The sequence below is a fragment of the Brevundimonas sp. genome, from assembly GCF_041911375.1.
Classification (GTDB): Bacteria; Pseudomonadota; Alphaproteobacteria; order Caulobacterales; family Caulobacteraceae; genus Brevundimonas.
In genome coordinates this window covers 1-25,092 of record NZ_JAYRPA010000059.1, presented here as the reverse complement: position 1 = coordinate 25,092, position 25,092 = coordinate 1, and the positions used below count along the sequence as shown (strand labels likewise).

Sequence of the window (25,092 nt, the reverse complement as noted above, 5' to 3'; positions counted from 1 at the left end):
GCCGAACGGATGCTGGCGGGCGCCATCGGCGCGGCCTCGGCCCGTCGGGTCATCGCCGCCGCCCTGGCCGGCGGCGGCCGCGCGCCCGAGGACGTCGTGCGGATGCTGGACGAGGCGTCCCAGGCGGTCCAGTTCAACCGCGACCTGCTGCAGACCACGCTGGACAACATCGACCAGGGCGTGATCGTGGTCGACGAGGACCTGCGCGTCACGGCCTGGAACCGGCGCTATGTCGAGATGTTCGACCTGCCGCCCGGCTTCGTCCACGTGGGCCTGCCGGTGGCGAGCATCTATCGCCTGAACGCCGAGCGCGGCGAGAGCCCCGAAGAGGTCGAGGCCTGGGTCGAGCGACGGCTGGAGGCGCTGAGCCGGCGCATCCCGCACGAGCACGAGCGTGCGCGGCCGGACGGGCGGGTGCTGCGCTCGTCCGGCGCGCCGATCCCCGGCGGGGGCTACGCCGCCAGCTACACCGACATCACCGCCCTGCGCCGCGCCGCCCGCCAGCTGGAAGAGGCCAACGAGCGGCTGGAGGCGCGCGTCGCCGACCGCACCGAACGGCTGGAGGAGGCGCGCCGCGTGGCCGAGGACGCCACCGCGTCGAAGACCCGCTTCCTGGCCGCCGCCAGCCACGACCTGCTGCAGCCGCTGCACGCCGCGCGGCTGTTCATCGCGGCGCTGAAGGAGGAGCCGGCGCTGGACGACGGGGCGCAAGGGCTGGCCACCAACGCCGACCGCGCCATCGACAGCGCCCACCGTCTGCTGACGGCCCTGCTGAACCTGTCCAAGCTGGAGGCCGGCGGGGTCCAGCCGGCGGTGCGGCGGCTGTCGCTGGACGCCCTGTTCGACGAGCTGCGCCGCGAGTTCCAGCCGGTGGCCGAGGCGAAGGGCTTAAGCCTCGACATCGTCCGCTCCGGCCTGTGGGTCGCGTCCGACGCGGACCTGCTGCGCTCGATGCTGCAGAACCTGATCGTCAACGCCATCCGCTACACCGACCGGGGGCGGGTGCTGGTCGGCGCGCGGCGCGGCGGCGAGGCCGTGCGCATCCTGGTCTGCGACACGGGCCGCGGCATTCCCGAGGCCGATCGCGAGCACGTCTTCGGCGAGTTCGTCCGCCTGCCGGGCGCCCCGGTGGACGAGCCCGGCGCGGGCCTGGGCCTGGCCATCGTGCGGCGGCTGTCCAGCCTTCTGGACCATCCGCTGGACCTGACCTCGCGCGTCGGGCGCGGCACCGCCTTCCGCATCACCCTGCCCCGCGCCCCGGCCGAGACCGCCAGCGAGCCGCCGCGCGAGGTCGATCCCCGCCTGCCGCTGGCGGGGCTCAGGGTGCTGTGCGTGGACAATGAGCCGGCCATCCTGGACGCCCTGTCGGCGCTGCTGACGCGCTGGGGCGCGCGGCCGACGCTGGCGGCGACGGTGGATCAGGCCCGGGCGGCGGGCGGCGGCTTCGACGCGGCGGTGGTCGACCTGCATCTGGGCGAGGGGCCGGACGGGTTTGCGGTGATCGACCGCCTGCGGCCGCACGGCGTGCGCCGCATCGCCCTGGTGACCGCCGACACCCGCGACGGGCTGAAGGAGCAGGCCGCGGCGGCGGGGGCGGTGCTGCTGCCCAAGCCGATTAAGCCGGCGGCGCTGAAGGCGTTTCTGTCGAGCTGAGCCCGATCCGCCGCTCGGATCTCAAACCGTGTCCAGCTGCTTGGCCAGGATCACCGCCTGGGTGCGATTCTGGACGCCCAGCTTGCGGAAGACGCTGGTCAGGTGCGCCTTGATGGTCGCCTCGGACACGCCCAGGTCGAAGGCGATCTGCTTGTTCAACCGCCCGGCCTTCAGCCCTTCCAGGATGCGCAGCTGGGACGGCGTCAGGCTGCCGACGCGCCCGGCCAGATCGTCGTCCGTCTCGTCCTCGGGCAGGTCGGGCCACCAGCCGTCGCCGGCCAGAATGGCGCCGATCGCCTCCACCATCTGAGGCAGGGCGGCGGACTTGGGAATGAAGCCGGCGGCGCCAAGACCCAGAACGTGCCGCACCACCGGCGCGTCCTCGCTGGCCGAGACCACGGCGACCGGCGCGGCGGGGTGTTCGGCGCGGATCGCGGCCAGACCCGCCATGCCCTCGCTGTCCGAAAGCTTCAGGTCCAGCAGCAGCAGGTCGACCGGCTGAGACAGGGCGGCGCGGACCTCGACCAGGCTGGCGCATTCCTCGATCGCGGCGTCCGGCGCGGCCTTCTCCACGGCGGAACGCAGCGCCGCGCGGAACAGGGGATGATCGTCGGCGACGACGATACGGTCCATGGGCTTTTCCTCGTCGCGGCTGCTTGTCGACCGCGTTGCGGGCACCATGGCGCGGATCGACTTTGGTCGAAAGTAGACCATTGGCTAATGGCCGCCACTCCCCCGAGGCGAAAAGCTGTCGCCGACGCCTGCATCAGACGGGCGCGGGAGGAGAGACCATGAAACGATCCGTTCTTCTGGGAGGCGTCGGCATGGCCGCCATCCTCCTGGTCCCCGGCGCCGCCCTGGCCCAGGATTCGACGGCCCTCGAGGCCCGCATCGCCCAGCTGGAGGCCGAGCTGAACGCCCTCAAGACCGAGGTCGTCGCCGCCCGCACCCAGCAGGCGGCGCAACAGCAGGACATCATCCGGCTGGAGACCCGCCCGGCCGCCGCGCCCGCGCCCGCCGCGCCGGCCGCCCCCACAGACGGCTTCCGCATCGGCGCCCATACGGTGAAGTTCGGCGGCTTCATCAAGCTGGACGCCACCGCCTCGAACTATTCCGGCGGCGATCCCGCCAACGGCGATGCGCTGCGCGAATTCTACCTGCCCGGCTCGATCCCGGTCGGCGGCGCCGACGAGGACACCGCCACCGACTTCAATGCGCGCCAGACCCGCTTCTGGTTCACCACCGACGGCATGGTCGGCGGCCACAAGGTCGGCAGCCGGATCGAGATGGACTTCCAAGTCCTGCCCGGCGCCGGCGACCAGCGCACCACCAGCCCCGCCAATCCGGCCCTGCGCCGCGCCTTCGTCACCATCGACAACTGGCTGTTCGGCCAGGAGTGGACCAACTTCCAGAACATCAACGTCCTGCCCGAGACCGCCGACTACATCGGCCCGTCCGAAGGCACGGTCTTCGCCCGTCAGGCCCAGATCCGCTACACGCGCGGCCCGTTCTCGATCGCTATCGAAAACCCCGAAACGACCGTGACGCCGTTCGGCGGCGGCGCGCGCATCGTCGCCGACGACAACGCCCTGCCCGACCTGACCGCCCGCTATGTGATGGCCAGGCCCTGGGGCGAGGTCCAGCTGTCGGGCCTGCTGCGCCAGCTGAAGTACGAAAGCCCGCTGACCGACGTCGACAGCTCGGCCACCGGCTGGGGCCTGTCGGCCTCGGCCAGGCTCAAGGTCGGGGCGCAGGACGACCTGCGCTTCATGATCAGCGGCGGCGACGGCGTCGGCCGCTACATCGGCCTGAACTTCTCCAACGACGCGGTGCTGACCGACAGCGGCGAGCTGGAGACGATCGGCGTCCTGGCCGGCTTCGCCGCCTATCGCCACATCTGGACGCCCGGCTGGCGCTCGAACCTGATCTGGTCGGTGCAGGAGGTGGACAACGACACCGGCCTGACCGGCCTGGGCGTCAACAGTTCGGCCCAGAGCGTTCGCGGAAACCTGATCTGGACGCCGCTGACGGGATTTGATGTCGGGGCCGAGTTGATGTTCGGTGAGCGCGAGCTGGAATCCGGCGTCAGCGGCGACATGACCCGCCTGTCCCTGTTCGCGAAATATGGATTCTGATTGATGCTGGAGACGTCTCGCGTGCCCGATTCCGAACTCTATCCCGTTCCCGCCGAACTGGCCGCCCGCGCCCACATGGACCGCGAAGCCTACGAGGCGGCCCGGATCGCGGCGCGCGAGACCCCCGACGCCTTCTGGGCCGAACAGGCGAAACGACTGGACTGGATCAAGCCGCCGACGACGATCAAGGACGTCTCCTTCAGGAAGGAAGACTTCCGCATCCGCTGGTTCGAGGACGGGGTGCTGAACGTCTCGGCCAACTGCATCGACCGCCACCTGCCGCACCGCAAGGATGAGACGGCGATCCTCTGGGAAGGCGACGACCCGGCCGACAGCCGCCGCATCACCTTCGGCGAACTGCACGCCGAGGTGTGCCGGATGGCCAATGTGCTGAAGGCGCACGGCGCGAAGAAGGGCGACCGGATCACCCTGTATCTGCCCATGATCCCCGAGGCCGCCTACGCCATGCTGGCCTGCGCCCGCATCGGCGCGGTGCATTCGGTCGTGTTCGGCGGCTTTTCGCCCGACAGCCTGTGCGGCCGGATCGAGGACTGCGGCTCCAACCTGGTCATCACTGCCGACGAGGGGCTGCGCGGCGGCAAGACCATTCCGCTGAAGGCCAATGTCGACGCGGCGCTGGAGAAGGTGAAGGTCGACACGGTTCTGGTCATCCGCCGCACCGGCGCCGACGTGCCGATGATCGAAGGCCGCGACGTCGACTACGCCGCCGCGGCGGCCAAGGCCTCGAGCGACTGCCCGCCCGAGCCGATGAACGCCGAGGATCCGCTGTTCATCCTCTACACCTCCGGCTCGACCGGAAAGCCCAAGGGCGTGCTGCACACCACGGGCGGCTATCTGTTCTGGGCGGCGTGGACGCACGAACTGGTGTTCGACTACCGCCCTGGCGAGGTCTTCTGGTGCACGGCCGACGTGGGCTGGGTCACCGGCCACAGCTATGTCGTCTACGGCCCGCTGGCCAATGCGGCGACGACGCTGATGTTCGAGGGCGTGCCCAACTACCCGAACGTCAGCCGCTTCTGGGACGTGGTCGACAAGCACAAGGTCGACATCTTCTACACCGCCCCCACCGCCCTGCGCGCCCTAATGCGCGAAGGCGACGCCGCCGTGAAGGCGACCAGCCGCAAGTCGCTGCGCCTGCTGGGCACGGTCGGCGAGCCGATCAATCCCGAGGCCTGGCGCTGGTATCACGAGGTGGTGGGCGAAGGCCGCCTGCCGATCGTCGACACCTGGTGGCAGACCGAAACCGGCGGCATCCTGGTCTCGCCCCTGCCCGGCGCCACCGACCTGAAGCCGGGTTCGGCGACCAAGCCCCTGCCGGGCGTGGAGCTTCAGATCGTCGACGCCGAGGGTCATGAACTGACCGGCGCCGTCTCGGGCAATCTGTGCATCACCGACAGCTGGCCGGGCCAGATGCGCACGGTCTATGGCGACCACCAGCGTTTCTTCGACACCTATTTCTCGACCTATCCGGGCCGTTATTTCACCGGCGACGGCTGCCGGCGCGACGCGGACGGCTACTACTGGATCACCGGGCGGGTGGACGACGTCATCAACGTCTCGGGCCACCGCATGGGCACCGCCGAGGTCGAGAGCGCCCTGGTGCTGCATGACGACGTGGCCGAGGCGGCGGTCGTGGGCTATCCCCACGACATCAAGGGCCAGGGCATCTACGCCTATGTCACCCTGAACAAGGACGTCGAGCCCAGCGAGGATCTGCGCAAGGCGCTGGCCGCCCATGTCCGGCGCGAGATCGGGCCCATCGCCACGCCGGACGTGATCCAGTGGGCGCCGGGCCTGCCCAAGACGCGCTCGGGCAAGATCATGCGCCGCATCCTGCGCAAGATCGCCGAGAACGAGGTCGGGGCGCTGGGCGACACCTCCACCCTGGCGGATCCTTCGGTGGTCGACGATCTGGTGAAGAACCGCGCCGGGGCCTGACGTGTCCCGGACTTGGCCCGGGTCCGCCCGGGTCGCGACCTCACAGGCGCCAACGAAGCGACAGGGCGGCGCTGCGGCCGGCCCGCCCCAGCTGCAGCAGCCGTCCGCGATCCTGCTCATAGGCGGCGTCGATCGTGTCCGTCAGGTTCGAGCCCGACAGCACCAGCTGCGCGCCCGCGCCCAGGTCCAGCGTGACCTGGCCGTCCAGGTAGCCGGCCGGCGCGACCGTGAAGGCCGAGACGCCGCCGCCCTGCATGTCCGCCTCCGACAGGAAGGCCGACCGCCAGGTCCAGGACAGGCTGATCCCCAGCGGCCCCCGCTCGTAGAACGGATTGACCGACCAGGAGACGTCCGACACGCCGGACAGGGCCTGGCCGGCCGCGGTGCGGCTGTCGGCGAAGGTGGCGCTGGCCCAGACGCCCAGGCCCGACGCCAGCCGGCGGTGCAGACCCAGCTCCAGCCCCGTGACGGCGGCCCGTCCCACGTTCTGCGGCCGCGAGATCGGCACCGCCAGCTGCACCGTCGTTCCGGCGCGGGTGTCGAACGTCAGGGTCTCCGGCGCGGCGACCTGCTGAATGAAGTCGTGGATCGCCTTGTGGAAGGCGGCGGCGCTGACGGCGAAACCGGGCCGAATCCATTCATACGCCAGGTCCAGATTGGCGGAGACGTAGGGCCTGAGCGCGGGATTGCCGCCGACGCCCGAGAAGACCACGCCGGGCGACGGATCGTCGATCGCAGCCTGGCCGCGATTGTAGATGGACGAGACCAGATTGCTGGCCGGCACGGTGGCGGCGCGAAGCTCGGCCAGCGAGGGCCGCGTCAGGGTGCGCGACGCCGCCAGCCTGACGCGGCCGCCCCCCGCCAGGTCGATCGCCAGGTTGGCGCTGGGCAGAAGGGCTTGACGGCGGCCGTCGTACGCCACCGGCCGGGGCGCCGGGCCGGCGTCCAGGATCCAGCCGTCCACCTCGGTGCGGGTTTCCACCAGCCGCAGCCCGGCGTTGCCGGACAGCGCCCCGCCGCCCAGGTCGCGCTCGAAATCCAGCCGGACATAGGCCGCGGCGGTCCGCTCCCCGACCGTGTAGGAGTTCTGCAGGTCCGCCCCTTTCGGCGTCAGGTCGCCCGGCCGGGCCGAGACGCCGTCCACCTCGCCCGCAATGACATAGGCCTGTCCGAACCGACCCGCCTCGGCGGCGATCCATGGCCCCGCGCCCTGGCCCAGAAGACGATCGAACACGTCGCCGGGCGTGCGCCCGCCGTAGAAGCCGGGATCGACGACGGCGCCCGGCCGCAGGACGGCCTCGCGGTCCCGCCGCTGGTAGTCGCGGCCCCGGTCGCTGAACTGGGCGCCCAGCCGCAATGCGCTCAACCGCCCCAGCGGACCGGCAAGGTCCAGCCGACGCTCGACGTCGAGCAGGCCGGTCAGGTCGTCGTCACGGGATTCGATCGCGCGCACCATGAACCGGGCCGGCGTCAGCTGGTCGGACGCGCGCACGTCGAAATCGGTGGTCAGCACCGGCGCCCGCCGCGCCGCCACCGCGTCCGCCATGTCGAAGACATAGCCGACGCCTTCGGGCGACTCGGCCGATATGCGCTGCAAGGGCGTGTCGAGGACCGAGCGGGCCCACGAGCCGCTGACGCGCGGCGTCACGCGCCAGTCGCGCCAGGCGATCCGCGCCCCGACCGACAGCACCAGATTCAGGTGCGCCTGATCCGAGAACTCGGTGTTGTTGTCGATCTGCCCGTCCGCCACCGTCCCCGCGACCACGACGCCGTCCCGGACGACGACCTGGGCGCCGGGCCGATCCAGCCGGTCGGCCAGCCCATAGACCAGCCGATCCTCGCGGATGGCGTTGTCGAAGGTCGACGCCAGGGCGTCGACATCCAGCGCGAAGGCCTCGGACGGCCGCCAGTCGAAGCCGGCGAAGGCGCTGCGCCTCAACCGGTCCTCCTGCTCGACGGTGGTGCGGATGTCGCTGGGGGCCAGCACCGTGGCGCCGTCCAGATCCAGCGCGACATAGTGCTGGGTCTGAAGCCGGTCATAGACGACCGAACGCCCCTCCTGCGACAGGCCGCCCACCAGGCCCCAGGTCCCGGACGCGCCGACCAGCCGCCCCGCCGCCGCCCCGTCCCCGCGCGCCGTGTCGTTGCGCGCCTCTAGTCCCGCCCCTAGCCGCAGGCTGACGAAGGGATCGCCGTCCAGCCCGCCGACGGTTTCGATGTCGATGTTGGAGCCGATGCCGCCCTCGATCTGGTCCGGCGTGGCCGACTTGGTCACCTGTGCGCCGGCCAGCAGGTCGGCGGACAGGGCGCGAAACCGGAACTGGCGGCCGCTCTGGGTCGAGTTGCGGATGTTCTCGTTGAAGGCGACCGGCGCGCCATTGAGCGTGACCGACTGGAACAGCGGCCCCAGGCCGCGCACGCTGACGAACTGACCCTCGCCCACCTCGCGTTCGATGGCGACGCCGGGCACGCGCTGCAGCGCCTCGGCCAGATTGGCGGCGGGCAGTTCGCCGATGCGCGAGGCGGTGGCCACGTCCGCGATGACGTCGGCGTCGCGCTTGCGCCGCAACGCGGTCTCGTACTGCTCCGACACGCGACCGACGACCATGACCGGCGCCAGCTCGGCGGGATCGGGCGGCGACGCGACCGGCTGCGGCGACGGCGTCGGCGACGCGCGCCAGACCCGCACCCCGCGTGCGCCCACGAAACGGCGACGCAGGTCGGTGCCCGCCAACATCACGTCCACGGCCTGGCGCCAGTCCATCCGGCCCTGCACGGCGCGGGTGCGGGCGGCCGCGCCGGGCGGCGTGACGAAGGCGACCTCGCAATCGGCGACGATGCACAGCTGCACCAGGGCCGAGCGGGCGTCCTGGGCGGGAATGTCGATCAGAGGCGGCTGGCCGGCCGCCGCAGGCGACGCCGTCGTCGCCAGCGCCGCGGCCACGCAACCCGCGCGCACGCCGGCCGACAGCGATGAGGCGGGCGGTTTCACGCGGAGGGACATCCTGAGCGCCGGAGGGAGGGTCGGCGACGGCACTACCGCATCGGCGTGACAGCTCTGCGATGCCGGCGGCTACTCCGCCTTCACCAGGCGGCGGCCGTCGGGCGCTTGCTCGATGGCGACGGGAAACAGGCTGTCGACCCGCTCCACCAGGTCGCCCTTCCCGTCCAGCGGCAGGACGGCCGTGACGCGCAGCCGGCCCAGCGCCGGGTCGGCCAGGACCACGGGCCGGTCGGCATAGCGACCGATCGCGGCGACGGCCTCGGTCAGGGGCGCGTCGCGAAACACCAGCCGGCGGTCGCGCCAGGCGGTGTCGGCGTCCACATCCGCCGCGCGGACGTGGACGGCCTGTCCGGCGGCGAAGCTGGCCCGCTGGCCCGGTTTCAGCCGCACGGCGCCGGCCAGCGCGCCCGGCGCCCGGACATCGCGCCGACCGATGGCGACGTGGCCGTCCAGAAGCGACACCTCCCCGCCTCCACGCCTCAGCGTGGTCGCGAACCGGGTGCCGGTGACGATCACCCTGCGGTCGGCGACCGCGACCTGGAAGGGATGGGCGGCGTCATGCGCCACGTCGAAGAAGGCCGAGCCGCGCTCCAGCGTCACGCGACGGGCGTCGTCCGCCAGCGCCACCCGCACGGCGGAGCCGGCGTCCAGGGTGACGCGCGAGCCGTCGGCCAGCGTCACGTCTAGGATTTCGTGCGGTCCGCTGCGATAGAGCCGGCCCTCGATGTCCCCGTTCAGAAGCGGGACCAGCAGCATGGCCGCGACGATCGCCGCCGCGGCCAGCCCGCCGGCGACGATGAACCGCGGCGCGGCGCTGCGGCGACGCGGCCAGCGCAGCCGCGCCATGTCCGGCGCCATCTCGGCCCTCAGCGGCTCCAGCGACGCCCGCGCGGCCTTGGCCTGCTCGTAGAGCGCCAGCCGGTCGTCGTCGGCCTCCAGCCAGGCCAGGAACGCGGCCTGGTCCTGCGCCGAGACCTCGGCACGGCCCATGCGCGCCAGCCAGCCCTCGGCCGTGGTCGGCCGGCGTTCGAACAGGGCGGTCAGACGACGGATCATGAACAGACGAATTCCTCGGTCGGCCGCCGCGACGAAAGGGCGAAGCCGGTGCGCTCATAATCCACAACGACGGCGGAAGGGGACACCTCAGCGCTCCCGCGTTTTCTTCAGTTGTCGGAGCGCTTCGGCAATGTGTTTCTCGACCATGCTGACCGATACGCCCAGCCGCTGGGCGATCTGGCGATAGGTCAGATTGTCGAAGCGGTTCAGCAGGAAGGCGTCGCGGGTGCGCGGCGGCAGGGCGCGGATGGCGGCGGCGGCGGCGGCCAGCGCCTGGCGGTCCATCAGCCGGTCGTCGGCGGCGCGGGCCTCGCTGGCCACGGCGCGCGGGCCGCTGTCCAGCGTCAGCACGTCCTCGCCGCTGCGGTGGACCGCCTCGCGGCCCAGCGCCTTCCAGCGGTCGTGCTGGATGGTGCGCGCAATGACGAACAGCAACGGGCGGGCGTCGGGCGCGGCGAAGTCATGGCCGGCGCGGTGGAAACGGGCGAAGGCTTCCTGAACCACGTCCTCGGCGTCGTCGACCGTCTGACCCTTGCGTTGCAGATAGGCGATCAGATCCAGGCGCAGGCGCGCGAAGTCGGGCTCAGCGCGCACGATCGTCTCCGCCCGGGCCGCGGCGCGGGCGCGAACGCCCCGGCCCGAGGGCGCGGGGTCGAGGGCGAGCGCATCCCTTCGGATCACGGACGGGCTCCGGGGCCGCGCCGACGCAGATGCGGACGTTCCTCATGGTTTTGACAGCAGGCTGACGGCAGGACGGCGGCGCCTTTCCGGCTTCCGGACGGATCGGCCCGTTGTGGCCGGCAGGCCGACCATAGGCGCCGAACGTGCAGCGACGATGACAGGAGGAGAGAGAAGGGGGGCGAGCGGCCTTCGCCGCCCGCCCCCGCTGGCGACGGATGGATCAGAACTCCATCCGCAGGCCCAGGTTGATGCGCCGTCCCGACAGTTCGTACATGGTGGGGAAGGACGGATCCATGGTGTAGCCCTTCGTCTCCTCGTCGGTGACGTTGATGCCTTCCAGGCTGACCTGGATCCGGTCGGTGACGTTGTAGCTGGCGGAGATGTCCAGCTGGCCGTAGGCGTCGCGCCAGATCGGATACATCTCGTAGCCGATGCCTTCGACGTACTTGTCCTTGAAGTTGTAGGACGCGCGCGCCTGGAAGCGGGTGTTCTCGTAGTAGAGGGTGACGTTGTAGGTGTTGTCCGCCAGGCCGACCGGCGGCGTCGGCACGCCCAGGTCCGACTCGCCCGTCAGCGAGCTGTCCAGCACCGTGTAGTTGGCGTTGATCCCGAAGCCCTCCAGCGGGGCGTAGATCAGGCCGAAGGGGACGACCGCGACCAGCTCGACGCCGCTGACGTCGTAGGAGCCCTCGGCGTTGACCGGCTGATAGACGTCGAAGTCGTAGACGCCGTCGACCGTGCCGTTGGCGTTGTACTTGGTGACGTCTTCGACAACCCCCGTCAGCGCCTGGCGGACGACGCCCTCGATCTCCTTCCAGAAGTAGGAGACCGCCAGCAGGCCGCCGCCGGGCAGGTACTGCTCCAGGCCCACTTCCCACTGCTTGGCGTAGGTGGGCTTCAGGTTCGGGTTGCCGTCGGTGAAGCGGAACGAGTTGAAGTTGGCCGTGCGCTTGTAGGCCAGGTCGGTCAGCGCCGGACGCATCAGGGTTTCCGACGCCGCGCCGCGGAACACCAGGCTGTCGGTCAGTTCGGCGGTGAAGTTGATGCTGGGCAGGACCTTGTCATAGCCGCCGTCGCTGGACACGGGCTCCGGCGTGAAGCCGGTCGAACCGTCCGGGTTCTGGATCTGGTGGAAGCCCGAGGAGGTGATCGCGGTGTCCACATAGCGGGCGCCGCCGTTGACCGCGACTGGGACCGACCCGATGTCGAAGTCCAGGTCCACCATGGCGTACAGGCTCGTGACCTGCTCGGAGACCTCATAGTACTGGCCCGGATCGAACGGCGTGAAGAAGCCGTCGTAGCGGAAGGTGCGGCGCGCATAGTCGTTGGACACCTGGCTCCAGCTGATGTCGCGCACGCTGTAGGCGCCGCCCGGGACCAGGTCGCCGATCGGGGTCAGCGGACTGTCGGCCAGGGTGCGGGTGTTGCGCCATTCGGTGCTGCCTTCGCGCGGCCCCTGGATATTCTTGGAGCCGTACTGCCGCTCCTTGGCCTTGTCCGTATAGCGCGCGCCGACCTGGATGCTGGTCAGGGCCGGGAAGAAGCCGAGGCTGAAGTCCTTGGTGAAGTCCAGCTGGGCGGCGTACTTGTCGTCGCTGATGCTTTCGAAGTTCGTCTCGTACGCCTCGAACAGATAGCTTTGCGGCGAGTTGTACATGTCGAAGCCGCCGGACGCGGCGCTCGGTATCGTCTCACCGCCCTGCTCGGTCCAGCGCGTGCGCGACGGCTGATAGGCGACGTGCTTCAGGTTGGCGTAGTCCAGCGTCTTCTCCGCCCCGGCGTAGCCCGCCAGCGCGTGCAGCTTCCAGTCGGCGCCGCGCCAGTTCAGCTCCGTGCCGAACTGCGAATAGTCGGTCTCGTTGAGGTACTCCTTGCTCAGCGCCTCGTGCTGGGTGGCGGTGTAGGAGACGTCGCGCAGCACGACGATGCCTTGGTCGGCCAGGGTCGTGGCGTCATATTCGTGAATGGTGGCGAAGGTCGAACGGCTCGAGGCGGAATAGGCGGCGAGGTCGTATTCGTCCTCGGTGGTGTCGTAGCCGCCCAGCATGGCGTCGAACGCCAGGTCGAAGTTGGCGGACGGCCTGTACTGCAGCGACAGCGTCGCGCCCCACTGGTCCTGCTCGTTCAGATAGGCGCGGTCGCCCACCTTGTCCTGGAAGATGATGCGGCCGGTCTCGTCGCGGTCGTCCGGATCCTGGACGATGATGCCGGCGTCGCGGGCCAGCACGGCCAGCGCCTGCCGCTCGCGCGCGCCGCCGGCTTCCAGGAAGCGGAAGGCGGGACGGAAGTTGATGCCGGAGTTGGAGTCGGTGCGGTTGGTCCGGCGGGCGGTCGAGAAGGACGCCAGCGCGCCCCAGTCGCCCCAGGTGTTGCTGGCCAGAACCGACACCTTGGGATCGATTTCCTCGGAGATGGAGTTGTAGGCGCCCTCGACCGAGGCGACGGCGCGCGCGCCGTCATAGTCGAACGGACGGGCCGTCGAGATGTTGACGGCGCCGGCGATGCCGCCTTCCTCGTCCGAGGCGCGCGGCGACTTCTGGACCGTCACCTGCTGGATGATCTCGGAGGCGAAGATGTCGAACTCGACGTCCCGGCCGCCGCTGCCTGAGGCCGTAGCCAGGTCGTTGATGGTGACGAAGGTGAACTCGCTGGGCAGGCCGCGTACGCTGACGCGACGGCCCAGCCCCTTGTTGCGCTCGATCGTCACGCCGGGGATGCGCTGCAGCGCCTCGGCCAGGTTCTGCTCGGGGAAGTTGGCGACGTCGGTGGCCACGATCGAATCCGAGAAGCCGATGTTGTCGCGCTTGATGTCGACGGCTTCCTGCAGGCTGCGGCGATAGCTGCCGGTGACGATGATCTCGTCGACCTGGGCCACCTGGGCCTGGTCGGCCGATTGCGCGAAGGCGGCGAAAGGCGAGGCGGCGGCGGCGACGACCAAGGCCGTCGTGCCGAGGATTCGGTTCTTCATTTGGACTACCCCCAGAGAGTTCCCGCGTTTCACCCGCGAAACACGTGGACCGGCCCCGTGGCGTTCACGCCGGCCGATCTACCGCCCTCAACGACGCCGTCCCCTCGCCCCTCAGCGTGTGACAGAGGATTTCACCCAATGTTCACGGGGCTGTCGTCTTGGCCCCCTGCCGCCCCGTCAGCCCGGCCCGCGCCAGCGCCGCCTGCACCTCGGCGCGGGCGGCCTCCATGTCCCGCCGGAAGGTTTCAGAGCGCTGTTCGGCGCCATAGATCACCGCCCCCGACAGAATGCCCGCCTCCGCCGCGCTGTAGCTGTGCGAGCCGCAGACGAAGCGGCTCTCGGCGAACTCCCGGCCACGCGCATAAAGGGCGTCGGCCCGCTGGGGCGCCAGTTCGGCCAGGATCATGGCGATGTGCATGCCGTGGGCGGAATGGCCCGACGGATAGTCCGGATTGCCCGCCAGGTGGTCGGACTTGGCCTCGCAGATCGGCAGGTCCGTCCCGAGATAGGGCCGCCGCGTGCCCCAGTGCGTCTTGGCCACGCCGACGACGGAACGGTCGTTGCCGGACCGGTCCAGCAGGGCGCTCAGCACGGGCGTCTCCTCCGGCGTCAGGCGCACGCCCAGCGCTTCGGCGAAGTGGTCGTACTTGTCGCCCGTGACGTCGGCGACCGCCACGTCCCAGCGCGCCGTGCCCTGCAGCGCGCGGGTGTCGCGGAAGATCTCCGCATTGGCGCGGTCGCGGGGCGATCCGGGTTCCGGCGGGGGCGCAAGGACCGTCGTCAGGTCCGGCCGGTCGTCCGGCGACAGATAGCCGCGAACGGGGGCACCCGCGACCAGCTCCACCGCCAGGCCGTCGCAGCGCGCGGCGGTGCGCAGCGGGTTGCAAGCCGCCGCCGCCGCGCCCGTCAGACGCACCTCATAGGTCGAAAGGCGCGGGTCCGCCCAGTAGTAGTCCGTCGAGACGTATTGCGCGCCGCTGGCGAAGGCCGCCGAGCGGCGATCGACCGTCGCGGCGCGCGCCTCGACCGTGTCGGCGTCGGCGCGGGTGCGCACGATGAAGCCCTGGCGCACGGCCGCGCGGATGCGCTCCTGCTGCGCCACGGGGTCGTTCAGCGTCAGATAGGCGGCTGCGGGGCTGGTCTCGTCGGTGTTGACGAACATCGCCCGGCCTTCCAGCGAGGGCCGCCCGGCGGCGTAGCGCGCGACCTTGTCCGGCCCCTCGTCCAGGGCGAAGAAGACCTTGCCGCGCGCCTCCCCCAGCGCGGGCCAGCCGTCCGCCAGCACGCCTTCCCGCAGGGTGGCGTGGCCGCCCCGCACCTGATCCGGCGTGATCAGCCGGCCGTCGTCGAAGACCGCGCGTATCTCCGCATCCAGCGCGTCCCAGGCCGCCGCGTCGAAGTCCAGCAAGGCGACGCCGCCCGGCATGGAGGCCCTCCCGGTCTTGGCGTTCAGCAGGATCAGCACGGGGGCATGGTCCGGATGCGCCGCCGACCAGTCGCGGATCTCGGTCAGGCAGGCGACGAAGGTCAGGCAGGAACTGCGGAAATCGACGTCCGGCATATGCAGGGTCTTGAAGCCGGGCTTGGCCATGGCTTCCCGGAAGGCGGCGCCGACGGGCGCCCCGGCGCCGGCCTGGCCCAGCGCGGTCAGCGGCCGGGCGTAGCGTCCCCCCTGCGGGTCGTTCAGCACGTCGATCTCGATCTGGCGCACCCCGGAGTCCAGTTGCTCCGTCAACGGACGATGCGCATAGTCCAGCCCCGACGCGCCCGGATTTCTGGCGACCAGGGCGGCCAGTTCCGCCTCCGGAATCGCCAGCTTGTAGCTGTTGTGGGTGCCGACCGCCGTCAGGTCGTTTACGCGCAGCGCGCCGTCCATCCATGCCGCGGCGCAGGCGTCGCCGCCGGCGGCCCGCACGTCGTTTGCGCTCGGCACGCAGTTCAGGGCGCTCAGCATCAGCGCCGCGGCGAAGCCGTACATGGGCTTGTCTCCGTTCGATCCCGGCGCCGTCAGCGGCCGCCATGGAGAACAACGACGCGGCGAGCGGCCTCCTCACCGCGTCCGCCCGTCGCATCGGCTGTCAGGCCGTTGGAGATGTGTCCGGCGGGCCCGCCTGGCCGTCGTCCTCTTCGATCGGCTGGTGCGTGAATCCCTTGACGCTGCTCATCGGCTTGGCGTCGCGTCCGATCTCGACGTCGCTCTCGGCATAGGCGACCAGCAGGCGGGTCAGGTCCTCAAGCGCACGCTCGTGGATGCGTTCGTAGCCGTGGCTGGCGTCGATGCCGAAGGTCACCAGGGCGGTGCGGATGTCGGCGCCCGCCTCCAGCGCCGAGGCCGAGTCCGAACGGTAGTAGCGGAACACGTCCTTCTGGTGCGGAATGTCGTGGTCCTTGGCCAGCTGGACCAGCTTGCGCGACAGGTGCCAGTCGAAGGGCCCGGTCTGGTCGGCCATGGCGATGGTGACGCCGAACTCGGACGAGTTCTGGCCCGGCGCGGTGGTGCCGTTGTCGACCGTGACCATCGACGCCACGTCCGGGATCAGCACGGACGAGGCGCCCAGCCCCACCTCCTCGGCGATGGTGAACAGCCACCAGGTGTCGACCGTCGGCGTCCGCTCCTCGCGGATCATGCACTCCAGCGCGGCCAGCAGCGCGGCGACGCCCGCCTTGTCGTCCAGGTGGCGCGAGACGATGAAGCCGGCGTCCATGAACTCGGGCTGGGGGTCGATGGCGACGATGTCGCCGACGTCCACGCCCAGCGCCAGGGTGTCGTCCCGGCCGTGGGTCACGGCGTCGATGCGCAGCTCGACCTGGCGCCAGTTCACGGGCTGGGTGTCCACCTCCTCGTTGAAGGTGTGGCCCGACGCCTTCAGCGGCAGGATGGTCCCGCGATAGAGGCCGCCCTCCGAGAAGATCGTCGCGCGCGCGCCCTCGGCGAAACGCGAGGACCAGTGGCCGATGGGCACGAGCTCCAGCCGGCCGTTGTCCTTGACCGCCTTGACCTGGGCGCCCAGCGTGTCGACGTGGGCCACGAAGGCGCGCGCCGGCTTCGGCGACCGGCCCGGCAGCCGCGCACGGATCGCGCCGCGCCGCGTCAGTTCGTAATCGACGCCCAGACGCCCCAGCTCACGGCACAGCAGCCAGACGGCCTCGTCGGTGTAGCCGGTCGGGCTGGGCGTGTTCAGCAGTTCGGCCAGGCGGGTCTTCAGATAGTCGAGGTCGATCGCGGGACGGGCCAAGGAGCCTCCTTCAGGCTTCGGGTCTCGGGGCTGTCCGGGCCGACGTCGGCGCGGACAGGGGGAACAGCAGGTCGATGAAGCGCTCGGCCGTCGGCTGGGGTTCGTGGTTGGCCAGGCCGGGGCGCTCATTGGCTTCGATGAAGGCGTAGTCGGGCTCGCGCGGCGACTTCACCATCAGGTCGACGCCCGTGACCGGAATGTCGATGGCGCGGGCGGCGGCGACGGCGGCGCGGATCAGGGCGGGATGCACCTCTTCCGTCACGTCGTGGATGGTGCCGCCCAGATGCAGGTTGGCGGCCTTGCGCACCAGGATCTCCTGACCCTCCGGCGCGACGTCGTCCAGGCGATAGCCGGCCTCGGCCAGGGTGCGCTCGGTCTCGGCGTCGATGGGGATGGTCGATTCCCCGCCCGTGGCGGCGGCCCGGCGCCGGCTCTGGTGCTCGATCAGGGCGCGCAGGGTCGAGCGCCCGTCGCCGACGACGCGCGGCGGACGACGCAGGGCGCAGGCCACGACCTTGTAGTCGATCACCACCAGCCGCAGGTCCTCGCCCTGGACCTGCTCCTCGATCAGCACCTCCGAACAGATGCGGCGCGCGCGGGTCAGGGCCGTCTGGACCTCGTTCATGGTCGTCAGGCCGACGGCGACGCCCTGGCCCTGCTCGCCCCTGGCCGGCTTTACGACCAGACTGCCGTACGTCTCCAGCGCCGCGTCGATGGCGGACGGATCGTCCGGATCGATCCGCTCGGGCACGCGCACCCCGGCGGCCTCGACGATCCGCCGCGTCATCCGCTTGTCGTCGCAGATGCTCAGCGCCACCGCGGACGTCAGTTCAGACAGGCTTTCGCGGCACTTCACCGACCGACCGCCCCAGTTCAGGCGGAACAGGCCGCCTTCCGCATCCAGAATCTCGGTATGGATGCCGCGTCGGCGGGCCTCGTCCACGATGATGCGGGCGTAGGGGTTCAGGTCGTGGTCGTCGCTCGGCCCGACGAACAGGGCCTCGTTGATCGGGTTCTTGCGCTTGACCCCGAAGAAGTGGACGCGGCGAAAGCCCAGCTTCTCGTACAGCGCGATGGCCTGTTCGTTGTCGTGCATGACCGACAGGTCCATGTAGGCCAGACCCTGCGTCTTGAAGTGCTCGGCCAGACGGCGCACCAGCGCCTCGCCGACCCCGGGCTGGGTCGCCTGCGGATCGACGGCGAGGCACCACAGGGACGAGCCGCACTCCGGATCCTCGAAGGCGCGGACGTGGTTCACGCCCGTGACCGTGCCGATCACCGCGCCCGTCGCCGTGTCCTCGGCCACGAAATAGGTGATCGTCCGGTCGTCGCGTCGCGACCAGAAGAAGTCGGGCGGAACCTGCACCATCTTGCGCTTGGCGTAGATGTCGTTGACCGCCCCGGCGTCCAGCTCGGACGTCAGGCGGCGCACGGTGAAGCCGCGCGGCTGGCGACGGCTGGCGCGATAGGTGGCCAGGTCCAGCCGGTAGGTGTGGGACGGGTCCAGGAAGACCTCCTGCGGCGCCGAGGCCAGCAGGACGTGCGGATTGCGGACGTAGAAGGCGATGTCGCGCCGGTCCGGCCCTTCCGCCCGCAGCGCCTCGACCAGCGGCTCGGCCGTCTCGAAGGTCTGGGCGAACAGCAGCCGCCCCCAGCCGCAGTCGAGCACGGCGTTGGCGGTCGGCCCCTCGCCCGCCTGCACCGGCGGCTTCAGCCCCTCGTGGCGCAGTCGCTTGAGCCGGTGCGCCTTGGGGCGCGCGGGACGGGCGTCAGACGCCATGCTGCTGCATCCACATCTCGAGGACGGCGACCTGCCACAGTTCCGATCCACGCAAGGGCGTGATGTGCTCGGTCGGATTGGCGAACAGGGTTTCCAAATACTTCGGATCGAACAGGCCGCGCTCGCGCGCCGCCTGGTTGGTCAGGGCCTCGCGCACCATCTCCAGATACGGCCCCTGGATGTATTTCAGGGCGGGGACAGGGAAATACCCCTTCTTGCGATCGATGACCTCGGACGGGATCACCAGGCGCGCCGCCTCCTTCAGCACGCCCTTGCCGCCCTGGGCCAGCTTGTGCTCGGGCGGAATGCGGCCCGCCAGCTCGACCAGTTCGTGGTCCAGGAAGGGCACGCGCGCCTCCAGGCCCCAGGCCATGGTCATGTTGTCGACCCGCTTCACCGGGTCGTCCACCAGCATCACCTGGCTGTCCAGGCGCAGGGCCTGATCGACGGGCGTCGCGGCGCGGCCTTGCGCGAAATGCGCCTCGACCAGGGCGCGGCTGACGTCGGTGTCGGCCATGTAGGCGCCGTTCAGCTGGGTCTTCAGCGTCGCATGGCTGCGGTCGAAGAAGGCCTTGGCGTAGGTCTCGACCGGATCGGTTGCGCCCAGCATCGGCGGGTACCAGTGATAGCCGGCGAAAACCTCGTCCGCCCCCTGGCCGGACTGCACCACCTTGATGTGTTTCGAGACTTCCTGGCTCAGCAGATAGAAGCCGACGTTGTCGTAACTGACCATCGGCTCCGACATGGCTCCGATCGTCCCCGGCAGCGCCTCCATCAGCCGCTGGTGCGGCACGAAGATCTGATGGTGCTTGGTGCCATAGTGTTTGGCGATCAGGTCGGAATAGACGAACTCGTCGCCCTTCTCGCCATTGGCCTCCTCGAAGCCGACCGAAAAGGTCATCAGGTCCTTCTGACCCAGTTCCGCCAGCAGGCCGACGATCAGGCTGGAATCCACCCCGCCCGACAGCAGCACGCCCACCGGCACGTCGGCCACCATGCGGCGCTTCACGGCCTCGCGCAGGCTGTCCAGCACCCGGTCGCGCCAGTCCTCAGCCGTCAGGGATGCATCCTCGGCGTGACGGGTCATGTCGGGCTGCCAGTACAGGCGGTCCTTGGCCGTCCCGTCCGCCTCGATCACGCGGATGGTCGCGGGCGGAAACTTCTTCACGCCCTTGAGGATGGTGTGCGGCGGCGGCACCACCGCGTGGAAGGTCATGTAGTGGTGCAGGCCGACCGGATCGATCGTCTTGTCCACATCGCCTGCCGCCAGCAACGCCGGCAGGGTCGAGGCGAACCGCAGCCGCTTGCCGCTTTCGGCCAGGTACAGCGGCTTGATGCCGAACCGGTCGCGGGCGATCACGGTGCGGCCGGTGTCGCGCTCGTGCAGGACGAAGGCGAACATCCCCTTGAACCGCTCGACGCAGCCTTCGCCCCAGGCCTTCCAGGCCTTGATGATGACCTCGGTGTCGCCGTGCGAGAAGAAGCGGAAGCCCAGCCCCTGCAGCTCTTCGCGCAGTTCCGGATAGTTGTAGATGCAGCCGTTGAACGCCAGGGTCACGCCCAGGTCGGCGTCCACCATCGGCTGCTGCGCGGCCTCCGACAGGTCGATGATCTTCAGGCGGCGGTGACCCAGGCCCACCGGGCCGCGCATCACGATGCCGGACCCGTCCGGTCCACGGGGCGAGAGCGCGTCGGTCATGCGCTGCACGGCGCCGGCGTCCGCCGGTCGTCCGTCGAAATTGATCTCGCCGCTAAGACCGCACATGGGCCCTCCTTGAATTGTGGAAGCAGCGCGTACAAATGGTTAGTGTACGAAAGAGTTCAACCCGATGAGTGATATTTCCTCCTCCTCAGTCCCGGACGCCCCGGATCCCAAAGCCTCGCTGGTCCGCTCGGTGCGCCGCATCGCCCAGGCCATCGACGTCCGATCCCGCGAGATCGCCGGCTTGACCGGCCTGACCCTGCCCCAGCTGCTGGTGCTGCAATCGATCCGCGACCTGGGCGAGGTCTCCACCAGCGCCATATCGCGCGACGCCTCCATGTCGCCGCCGACGGTGGTCGCGGTGCTGGACAAGCTGGAGGCCAAGCGGATGGCGGTGCGCTACCGCTCCACGGTCGATCGCCGCGTCGTCCACGTGCGGCTGACGCAGGCCGGGCGGCAGGCCCTCGCCACCTCGCCCGGCCTGCTGGGCGACGGCTTCACATCCCAGTTCGACAGATTGCCGGCGCAAGAGCGGATCGCCATGGCGCACGCCGTCGACCGGCTGGCCACGATGATGCAGCTGCGACGCGCGGCTCCCGAAGACGAAAGCGACCTGATGACCGCCCCGGCCGAGCCGGGCCTGGCCTGAAGCCCAAGGGTCAGCCGCCGCGCCACTCGCTGAGGGTCGCGCCCTGGGCGTCCTCGAAGGCGACGCGGTCCAGCTGAACCGCGCCGATGCAGACCGGGCGCTGATCGGGGCTGGCGGCGCGGCAACGGATGGCCCGGCCGTCCGCGAAGGCCGCCATCCGACCTTCCAGCACCAGACGATACCCCTGGGCCGGCGGCGCGGGCGGCTGGTCGCCCTCGCCGCGCACGGTGAAGTCATAGGCGCGGCCGTTGCGACGCCCGATGCGCGATCCGTCCTGTTCGAAGACCGCGGCCAGGCCCATGGTCTGCGGCGACGGCGCGGCCGGACCGCTGGCCAGGGGATCACCCTGGGCGCCGGGGCATTCGTCCGTCCGCAACCAAGGCCGCGCCAGCCAGAACCCTTCCACGGCCTCCCAGGTGTCCGACCCGCCCGCGATCAGCGGCGAGCCGGTCCAGTCGCCGGGCGCCAGCGACAGTTTCAGGTTCCGCCGCTCCTCCCCCCACGACCAGGCCGCCAGGCCGTTTCCGGCGGTCGCTGTCGCCGCAGGCGGCGTCGGGCCGGTGCAGCCGAAAGCCTGGCGAACCACGAACCGGCGCCCGACCAGCGAATCGCCCCCGACCTCTCGCCCGGCGGCATAGGCGGATACGGCGACGTCCATGGCCTGCAGAAGGCCGGCGCGGTCCAGAACGGGCGCCGGCGCCACGGCCACCACGGACGTCGGATCGGCGACGGGCTCCGGTTCCGGCGCGGGCGCAGCCTCCTCGCGTTGGCAGCCGGCGAGGACGGGGCCGAGAAGGAGAATGGACGCCGCAAGCGCGACGACCGACGGGCGAGGCGTCACGGTCGGTTCGAGCATGGCCTCACCCTAGCACGGGACCCGCCGATGTGGAGACGATGTCGCGAAATTGGTTGACGGATGCGGCGAGTGACGGTCTCACGTGCGCATGACTTTCGATCAGATCGCCGCGCTGGCGGTGCTTATCGGCGTGATCGGCGTGCTGGTTCACGGCAAGCTCCGCGCGGACGTGGTGGCCCTGACCGGGGCCGCCGCACTGCTGCTGCTGGGCGTCGTGCGGCCGGTCGAGGTGCAGGGCGCCTTCGCCAGCCCCGCCGTCATCGCCCTGGCCGGCCTGTTCGTGATCGCCTACGCGATCGAGCTGTCCGGACTGCTGGGCCTGCTGATCCGCCAGGCGACGCAGCTGGCCGCGCGGGTCGGCGCGCGGGGCATATGGATCGTCATCGGCCTGTGCGGTTCCGTCGGCGGATTCCTGAACAACACGCCGGTCGTCGTGCTGGCGGCGCCGGTCATCCGCGACGTGGCGAAGTCCCTGCGCCTGTCGCCCAAGCGCTTCCTGATGCCGCTCAGCCATGTCACCGTCATGGGCGGCCTGCTGACCCTGATCGGCACCTCGACGAACCTCCTGGTCAACGACATGGCGCGCAATGCGGGCCAGCCGGTCTTCGGCCTGTTCGAGATCACGCCGGTGGGCCTGTTCATCGCCATCGTCGGCGGCCTGTGGCTCTATTTCGTCGGCGCCCGGCAACTGGGCCGCTCGGTCGCCATGGACGAGGCGCAAGCCGCCCGCCTGGCCGAAATGGAAGAGGCGCGTCGACGCGCCGAGGCGGACGCCGCCGCCCGTCGTCGGCGCATCCTGCCGTTCGGCCTGCCGCGCCTGGGCGAATCTCGCAATCACGCCGACGGATCGGGCGACGCCCATCTGGGCGACGTCGAGCTGTACGGCGCCGCCGACCGTCCCTTCCGGCTGCGGCCCGCGCTGATCTCCCTGGCCGTCTTCGCGCTGGTCATCGCCTCGGCTGCCTTGGGCTGGGCGCCGATCGCGGCGTCCGCCTTCGCCGGCGCGGTGGCGCTGATCCTGCTCAGGGTGATCACGCCGGAGGAGGCCTACGCCGGGCTTCGGCCGGAGATCCTGCTGCTGATCGCCGGCATGGTGGTGGTCGGCACGGCGATCGAGGTGACGGGACTGGCCTCCGCGGGCGCCGACCGGCTCATCGACGTGATCCGCCCGATGGGGCCGCTGGGCGCGCTGATCGTCCTTTACGGCGTCACCCTCTTCGCGACCGAGCTGTTGTCCAACGCCACCGTCGCGGTGCTGATCACCCCCATCGCCGTCGCCCTGGCCGAGAGCCTGGGCGTCGATCCCCGCCCCTTCCTGGTCTGCGTCATGATGGCGGCCTCCGCCGCCTTCGCCACGCCGTTCGGCTATCAGACCAATGTCCTGGTCTTCAACATGGGCGGCTACAGCTACATGGACTTCGTCCGCGTGGGCCTGCCCCTGAACCTGGTGACCTGGGTCGCCGCCATGGTCGCGATCCCGATCTTCTTCCCGTTCTGAGGCGGCGGTCCGGCGGTTGAAAAAGCGGCTGGGAAATTGGAGCGGGTAGCGAGAATCGAACTCGCGACATTCAGCTTGGGAAGCAGCCTCCAACCCCGACAAATCCAGCGCTTAGCTGTAAACACAGCCTGATCCCGCACACTGGAAATCAATGACTTAGGATCAGGCTGTAAACGCCGCACCCCGGCTAGAACAGGCCCGCCTGCGCCGCCGCAGGCGCAAGGTCGACGCCCCTCCCGATCAGCAGCTCGGCCGCCCCGGGCGCGTTCCCGCCTTGGATTGAATACGTCGTCTTCACGGCCTCGATGTCTGCCCAGGCGAACATCTCGCGGATCTCCGGCCGGTCGTTGATCGACAGCAGAAACCGGCCCGCGATCCCCTGCAGCTTGTCCGCCATCCGCTGGAAATCGGCCCGCGCGAACATGCCGGCGCCGTAATCGCCCTCGCCGCCCCAGTAGGGCGGGTCGAGGTAGAACAGCGTCCCGGGCCGATCATAGCGGCTGATGAACGCCAGCCAGTCCAGGTTCTCGATCACCACGCCCGCCATGCGGTCGTGCAGCTGGCGCAGGCGCGGCTCGATCTTCGTCAGGTCGAAGTTGTGAGGGCTGATAGGACTGACGCCGAACGACCGGCCGGCGACCTTTCCGCCGAAGCCGAGGGTTTGCAGGTACAGGAACCGCGCGGCGCGCTCGATATCCAGCAGATCCCCGTCCGGCGTCTCGCGCACCCGCTCGAACTCCGCCCGCGCCGCCGGCCGCCAGGCCAGTTCTCGGATGAGCGCGTCGGGGAACCGCTGCGCCACGCGGAACAGCGTCACGACGTCGCCGCTCAGGTCGTTGATGACCTCGACCGCGGGGCGGACGCGGCGACGCAGGAACACCCCGCCCATGCCGATGAACGGCTCGCAATAGGCGTCATGGGGCGTGGCGGCCAGCACGTGGCAGATGCGCCGCGCCAGATGCCGCTTGCCGCCCAGCCAGGCCGTGGGCGGCTCGCAGGGCGTGATCGGCCGCTGGTCGACAATGAGAACATTTCGGGAACAATTCATTTGCGGAGTCGCCTTTTGCACGAGTAGGAGTCCCCGGCTCGCGTGAGCAGGGGCGGCGATCAGCCGGGCGGCCGATCGGTCCTGGTCGTGCGGGGAGCTGCCCGCAGATCGACACGCTGCAACGTGTCGATCCCGCCCCGGACGGGGACGGAATGAAGAGGAGGACAGGACATGCCGATCGACAAACCGGGTTCGTCTCGACCAGTGCCCCTTTCGGAACAGATGCGGCTTGAGGCCGAACTCGCCGCCCGCGTCAGGCCGAACCCGCCGCCCGACGTCGACCTGCCTGAGGCGCCCGCGCCCGGGTCAAACGTCGCTTATGTGTCGAAAGAAGAGAACGATCGCCTCGTCAGCTTCGCCTTGGCCTTCGGCCTCGGCCGGTTCGACAAGATGACGTTCGACGACACCCATCGCCTGGCGGCCCGCATCAGCCGCCGATGAGCCGTGGGGTACAAGAAGCCCGAGAACCGTGGGCTGGCGCACCACCTCGGCGTCGCGCCGCACATGACCGTCTCGCAGTTTCGGCGGGATCGATGGGCCATCTCGACGCGCTGCCCACGCTGTCACCTGGACTGCTGGGTCGACCTGGACATCGTCATTCGCCTGTCGGGCGGACAGGTGAAGCTGTGGAACCGATGGGCCCGCTGTCGGCGGTACGGATGCACCGGCCGCATGGTCTTCCTCTGCACGCCGCCGGGCGAGCCGGCCGGCTGTTTCTGGCCGCTGCACGACCCGATCCAGCCGAGGGCGCGGCATGACGACCCCGATGTATGAGAACTGGCCAGACGAGTCCTTCCCCGCTCTGTCCGGCCTGGCGCACCAGCCCCTCGTCTGGATCCCCGAACGCGGCGCCGGCATCGTTCAGCG

The 25,092-nt window shown here is 70.3% G+C and carries 18 protein-coding genes; 7 read left to right on the top strand and 11 right to left on the bottom strand.

Annotation, left to right across the window (positions count from 1 at the left end; genetic code table 11):
• Positions 1-1,653 (top strand): PAS-domain containing protein (locus tag ACE3PU_RS10690; protein ID WP_374389538.1); only part of this gene is annotated, 1,653 nt, incomplete at its 5' end.
• 21 nt (positions 1,654-1,674) lie between these two features.
• Here ACE3PU_RS10690 and ACE3PU_RS10685 read toward each other — a convergent pair.
• On the bottom strand, positions 1,675-2,286 hold the full coding sequence (locus ACE3PU_RS10685) for a response regulator (RefSeq protein ID WP_374389536.1): 612 nt from the start codon (positions 2,284-2,286) through the stop codon (positions 1,675-1,677).
• 158 nt (positions 2,287-2,444) lie between these two features.
• Between ACE3PU_RS10685 and ACE3PU_RS10680 the strand changes: the two genes are divergently transcribed.
• Complete coding sequence (locus ACE3PU_RS10680) at positions 2,445-3,788, top strand: DcaP family trimeric outer membrane transporter (protein ID WP_374389534.1); 1,344 nt, start codon at positions 2,445-2,447, stop codon at positions 3,786-3,788.
• Between the two features lie 3 nt (positions 3,789-3,791).
• On the top strand, positions 3,792-5,747 hold the full coding sequence (gene acs / locus ACE3PU_RS10675) for an acetate--CoA ligase (RefSeq protein ID WP_374389532.1): 1,956 nt from the start codon (positions 3,792-3,794) through the stop codon (positions 5,745-5,747).
• Between the two features lie 40 nt (positions 5,748-5,787).
• Here acs and ACE3PU_RS10670 read toward each other — a convergent pair whose 3' ends face one another.
• The 8 genes from ACE3PU_RS10670 to ACE3PU_RS10635 all read right to left on the bottom strand — a co-directional run bounded on the left by ACE3PU_RS10670 (position 5,788) and on the right by ACE3PU_RS10635 (position 20,237).
• Positions 5,788-8,739 (bottom strand): TonB-dependent receptor, encoded by a 2,952-nt coding sequence (locus tag ACE3PU_RS10670; protein WP_374389531.1) that lies wholly within the window; start codon positions 8,737-8,739, stop codon positions 5,788-5,790.
• An 81-nt stretch (positions 8,740-8,820) separates the two neighbouring features.
• Positions 8,821-9,807: a FecR domain-containing protein gene (locus ACE3PU_RS10665; protein ID WP_374389529.1), complete on the bottom strand. Its 987-nt coding sequence runs from the start codon at positions 9,805-9,807 to the stop codon at positions 8,821-8,823.
• Between the two features lie 87 nt (positions 9,808-9,894).
• Positions 9,895-10,488, bottom strand: coding sequence for an RNA polymerase sigma factor (locus ACE3PU_RS10660; protein WP_374389527.1), 594 nt, complete (start codon positions 10,486-10,488; stop codon positions 9,895-9,897).
• A 220-nt stretch (positions 10,489-10,708) separates the two neighbouring features.
• A complete protein-coding gene (locus ACE3PU_RS10655; protein ID WP_374389525.1) occupies positions 10,709-13,456 on the bottom strand; it encodes a TonB-dependent receptor in 2,748 nt (915 codons plus the stop codon).
• A 142-nt stretch (positions 13,457-13,598) separates the two neighbouring features.
• Positions 13,599-15,434 (bottom strand): Ca2+-dependent phosphoinositide-specific phospholipase C, encoded by a 1,836-nt coding sequence (locus ACE3PU_RS10650; protein WP_374389523.1) that lies wholly within the window; start codon positions 15,432-15,434, stop codon positions 13,599-13,601.
• A gap of 100 nt (positions 15,435-15,534) precedes the next feature.
• Positions 15,535-16,692: an osmoprotectant NAGGN system M42 family peptidase gene (locus ACE3PU_RS10645; RefSeq protein WP_374389521.1), complete on the bottom strand. Its 1,158-nt coding sequence runs from the start codon at positions 16,690-16,692 to the stop codon at positions 15,535-15,537.
• Between the two features lie 10 nt (positions 16,693-16,702).
• The gene (gene ngg, locus ACE3PU_RS10640) at positions 16,703-18,472 is read right to left on the bottom strand and encodes an N-acetylglutaminylglutamine synthetase (RefSeq protein ID WP_374389519.1); all 1,770 of its coding nucleotides are present in this window, start codon (positions 18,470-18,472) and stop codon (positions 16,703-16,705) included.
• On the bottom strand, positions 18,462-20,237 hold the full coding sequence (locus ACE3PU_RS10635; protein WP_374389517.1) for an N-acetylglutaminylglutamine amidotransferase: 1,776 nt from the start codon (positions 20,235-20,237) through the stop codon (positions 18,462-18,464). The genes ngg and ACE3PU_RS10635 overlap by 11 nt, the downstream gene beginning before the upstream one ends.
• Positions 20,238-20,301: 64 nt before the next feature.
• Here ACE3PU_RS10635 and ACE3PU_RS10630 point away from each other — a divergent pair, with 64 nt between their 5' ends.
• Positions 20,302-20,823: a MarR family winged helix-turn-helix transcriptional regulator gene (locus ACE3PU_RS10630; protein WP_374389515.1), complete on the top strand. Its 522-nt coding sequence runs from the start codon at positions 20,302-20,304 to the stop codon at positions 20,821-20,823.
• Between the two features lie 10 nt (positions 20,824-20,833).
• Here the strand turns inward: ACE3PU_RS10630 and ACE3PU_RS10625 are convergent, their stop codons facing one another.
• Positions 20,834-21,679: a hypothetical protein gene (locus tag ACE3PU_RS10625; RefSeq protein WP_374389513.1), complete on the bottom strand. Its 846-nt coding sequence runs from the start codon at positions 21,677-21,679 to the stop codon at positions 20,834-20,836.
• Between the two features lie 88 nt (positions 21,680-21,767).
• Here ACE3PU_RS10625 and ACE3PU_RS10620 point away from each other — a divergent pair, with 88 nt between their 5' ends.
• A complete protein-coding gene (locus tag ACE3PU_RS10620) occupies positions 21,768-23,177 on the top strand; it encodes an SLC13 family permease (RefSeq protein WP_374389511.1) in 1,410 nt (469 codons plus the stop codon).
• Positions 23,178-23,364: 187 nt separating this feature from the next.
• Here ACE3PU_RS10620 and ACE3PU_RS10615 read toward each other — a convergent pair whose 3' ends face one another.
• Positions 23,365-24,225 carry a DNA adenine methylase gene (locus ACE3PU_RS10615; protein ID WP_374389509.1) on the bottom strand — a complete coding sequence of 287 codons (861 nt, stop codon included), beginning with the start codon at positions 24,223-24,225 and terminating at the stop codon, positions 23,365-23,367.
• A 171-nt stretch (positions 24,226-24,396) separates the two neighbouring features.
• On the opposite strand from ACE3PU_RS10615, the gene ACE3PU_RS10610 reads away from it, so the two are divergent.
• The gene (locus tag ACE3PU_RS10610) at positions 24,397-24,666 is read left to right on the top strand and encodes a hypothetical protein (RefSeq protein WP_374389507.1); all 270 of its coding nucleotides are present in this window, start codon (positions 24,397-24,399) and stop codon (positions 24,664-24,666) included.
• A 3-nt stretch (positions 24,667-24,669) separates the two neighbouring features.
• On the top strand, positions 24,670-24,999 hold the full coding sequence (locus tag ACE3PU_RS10605; RefSeq protein WP_374389505.1) for a hypothetical protein: 330 nt from the start codon (positions 24,670-24,672) through the stop codon (positions 24,997-24,999).
• Positions 25,000-25,092 lie beyond the last annotated feature (93 nt).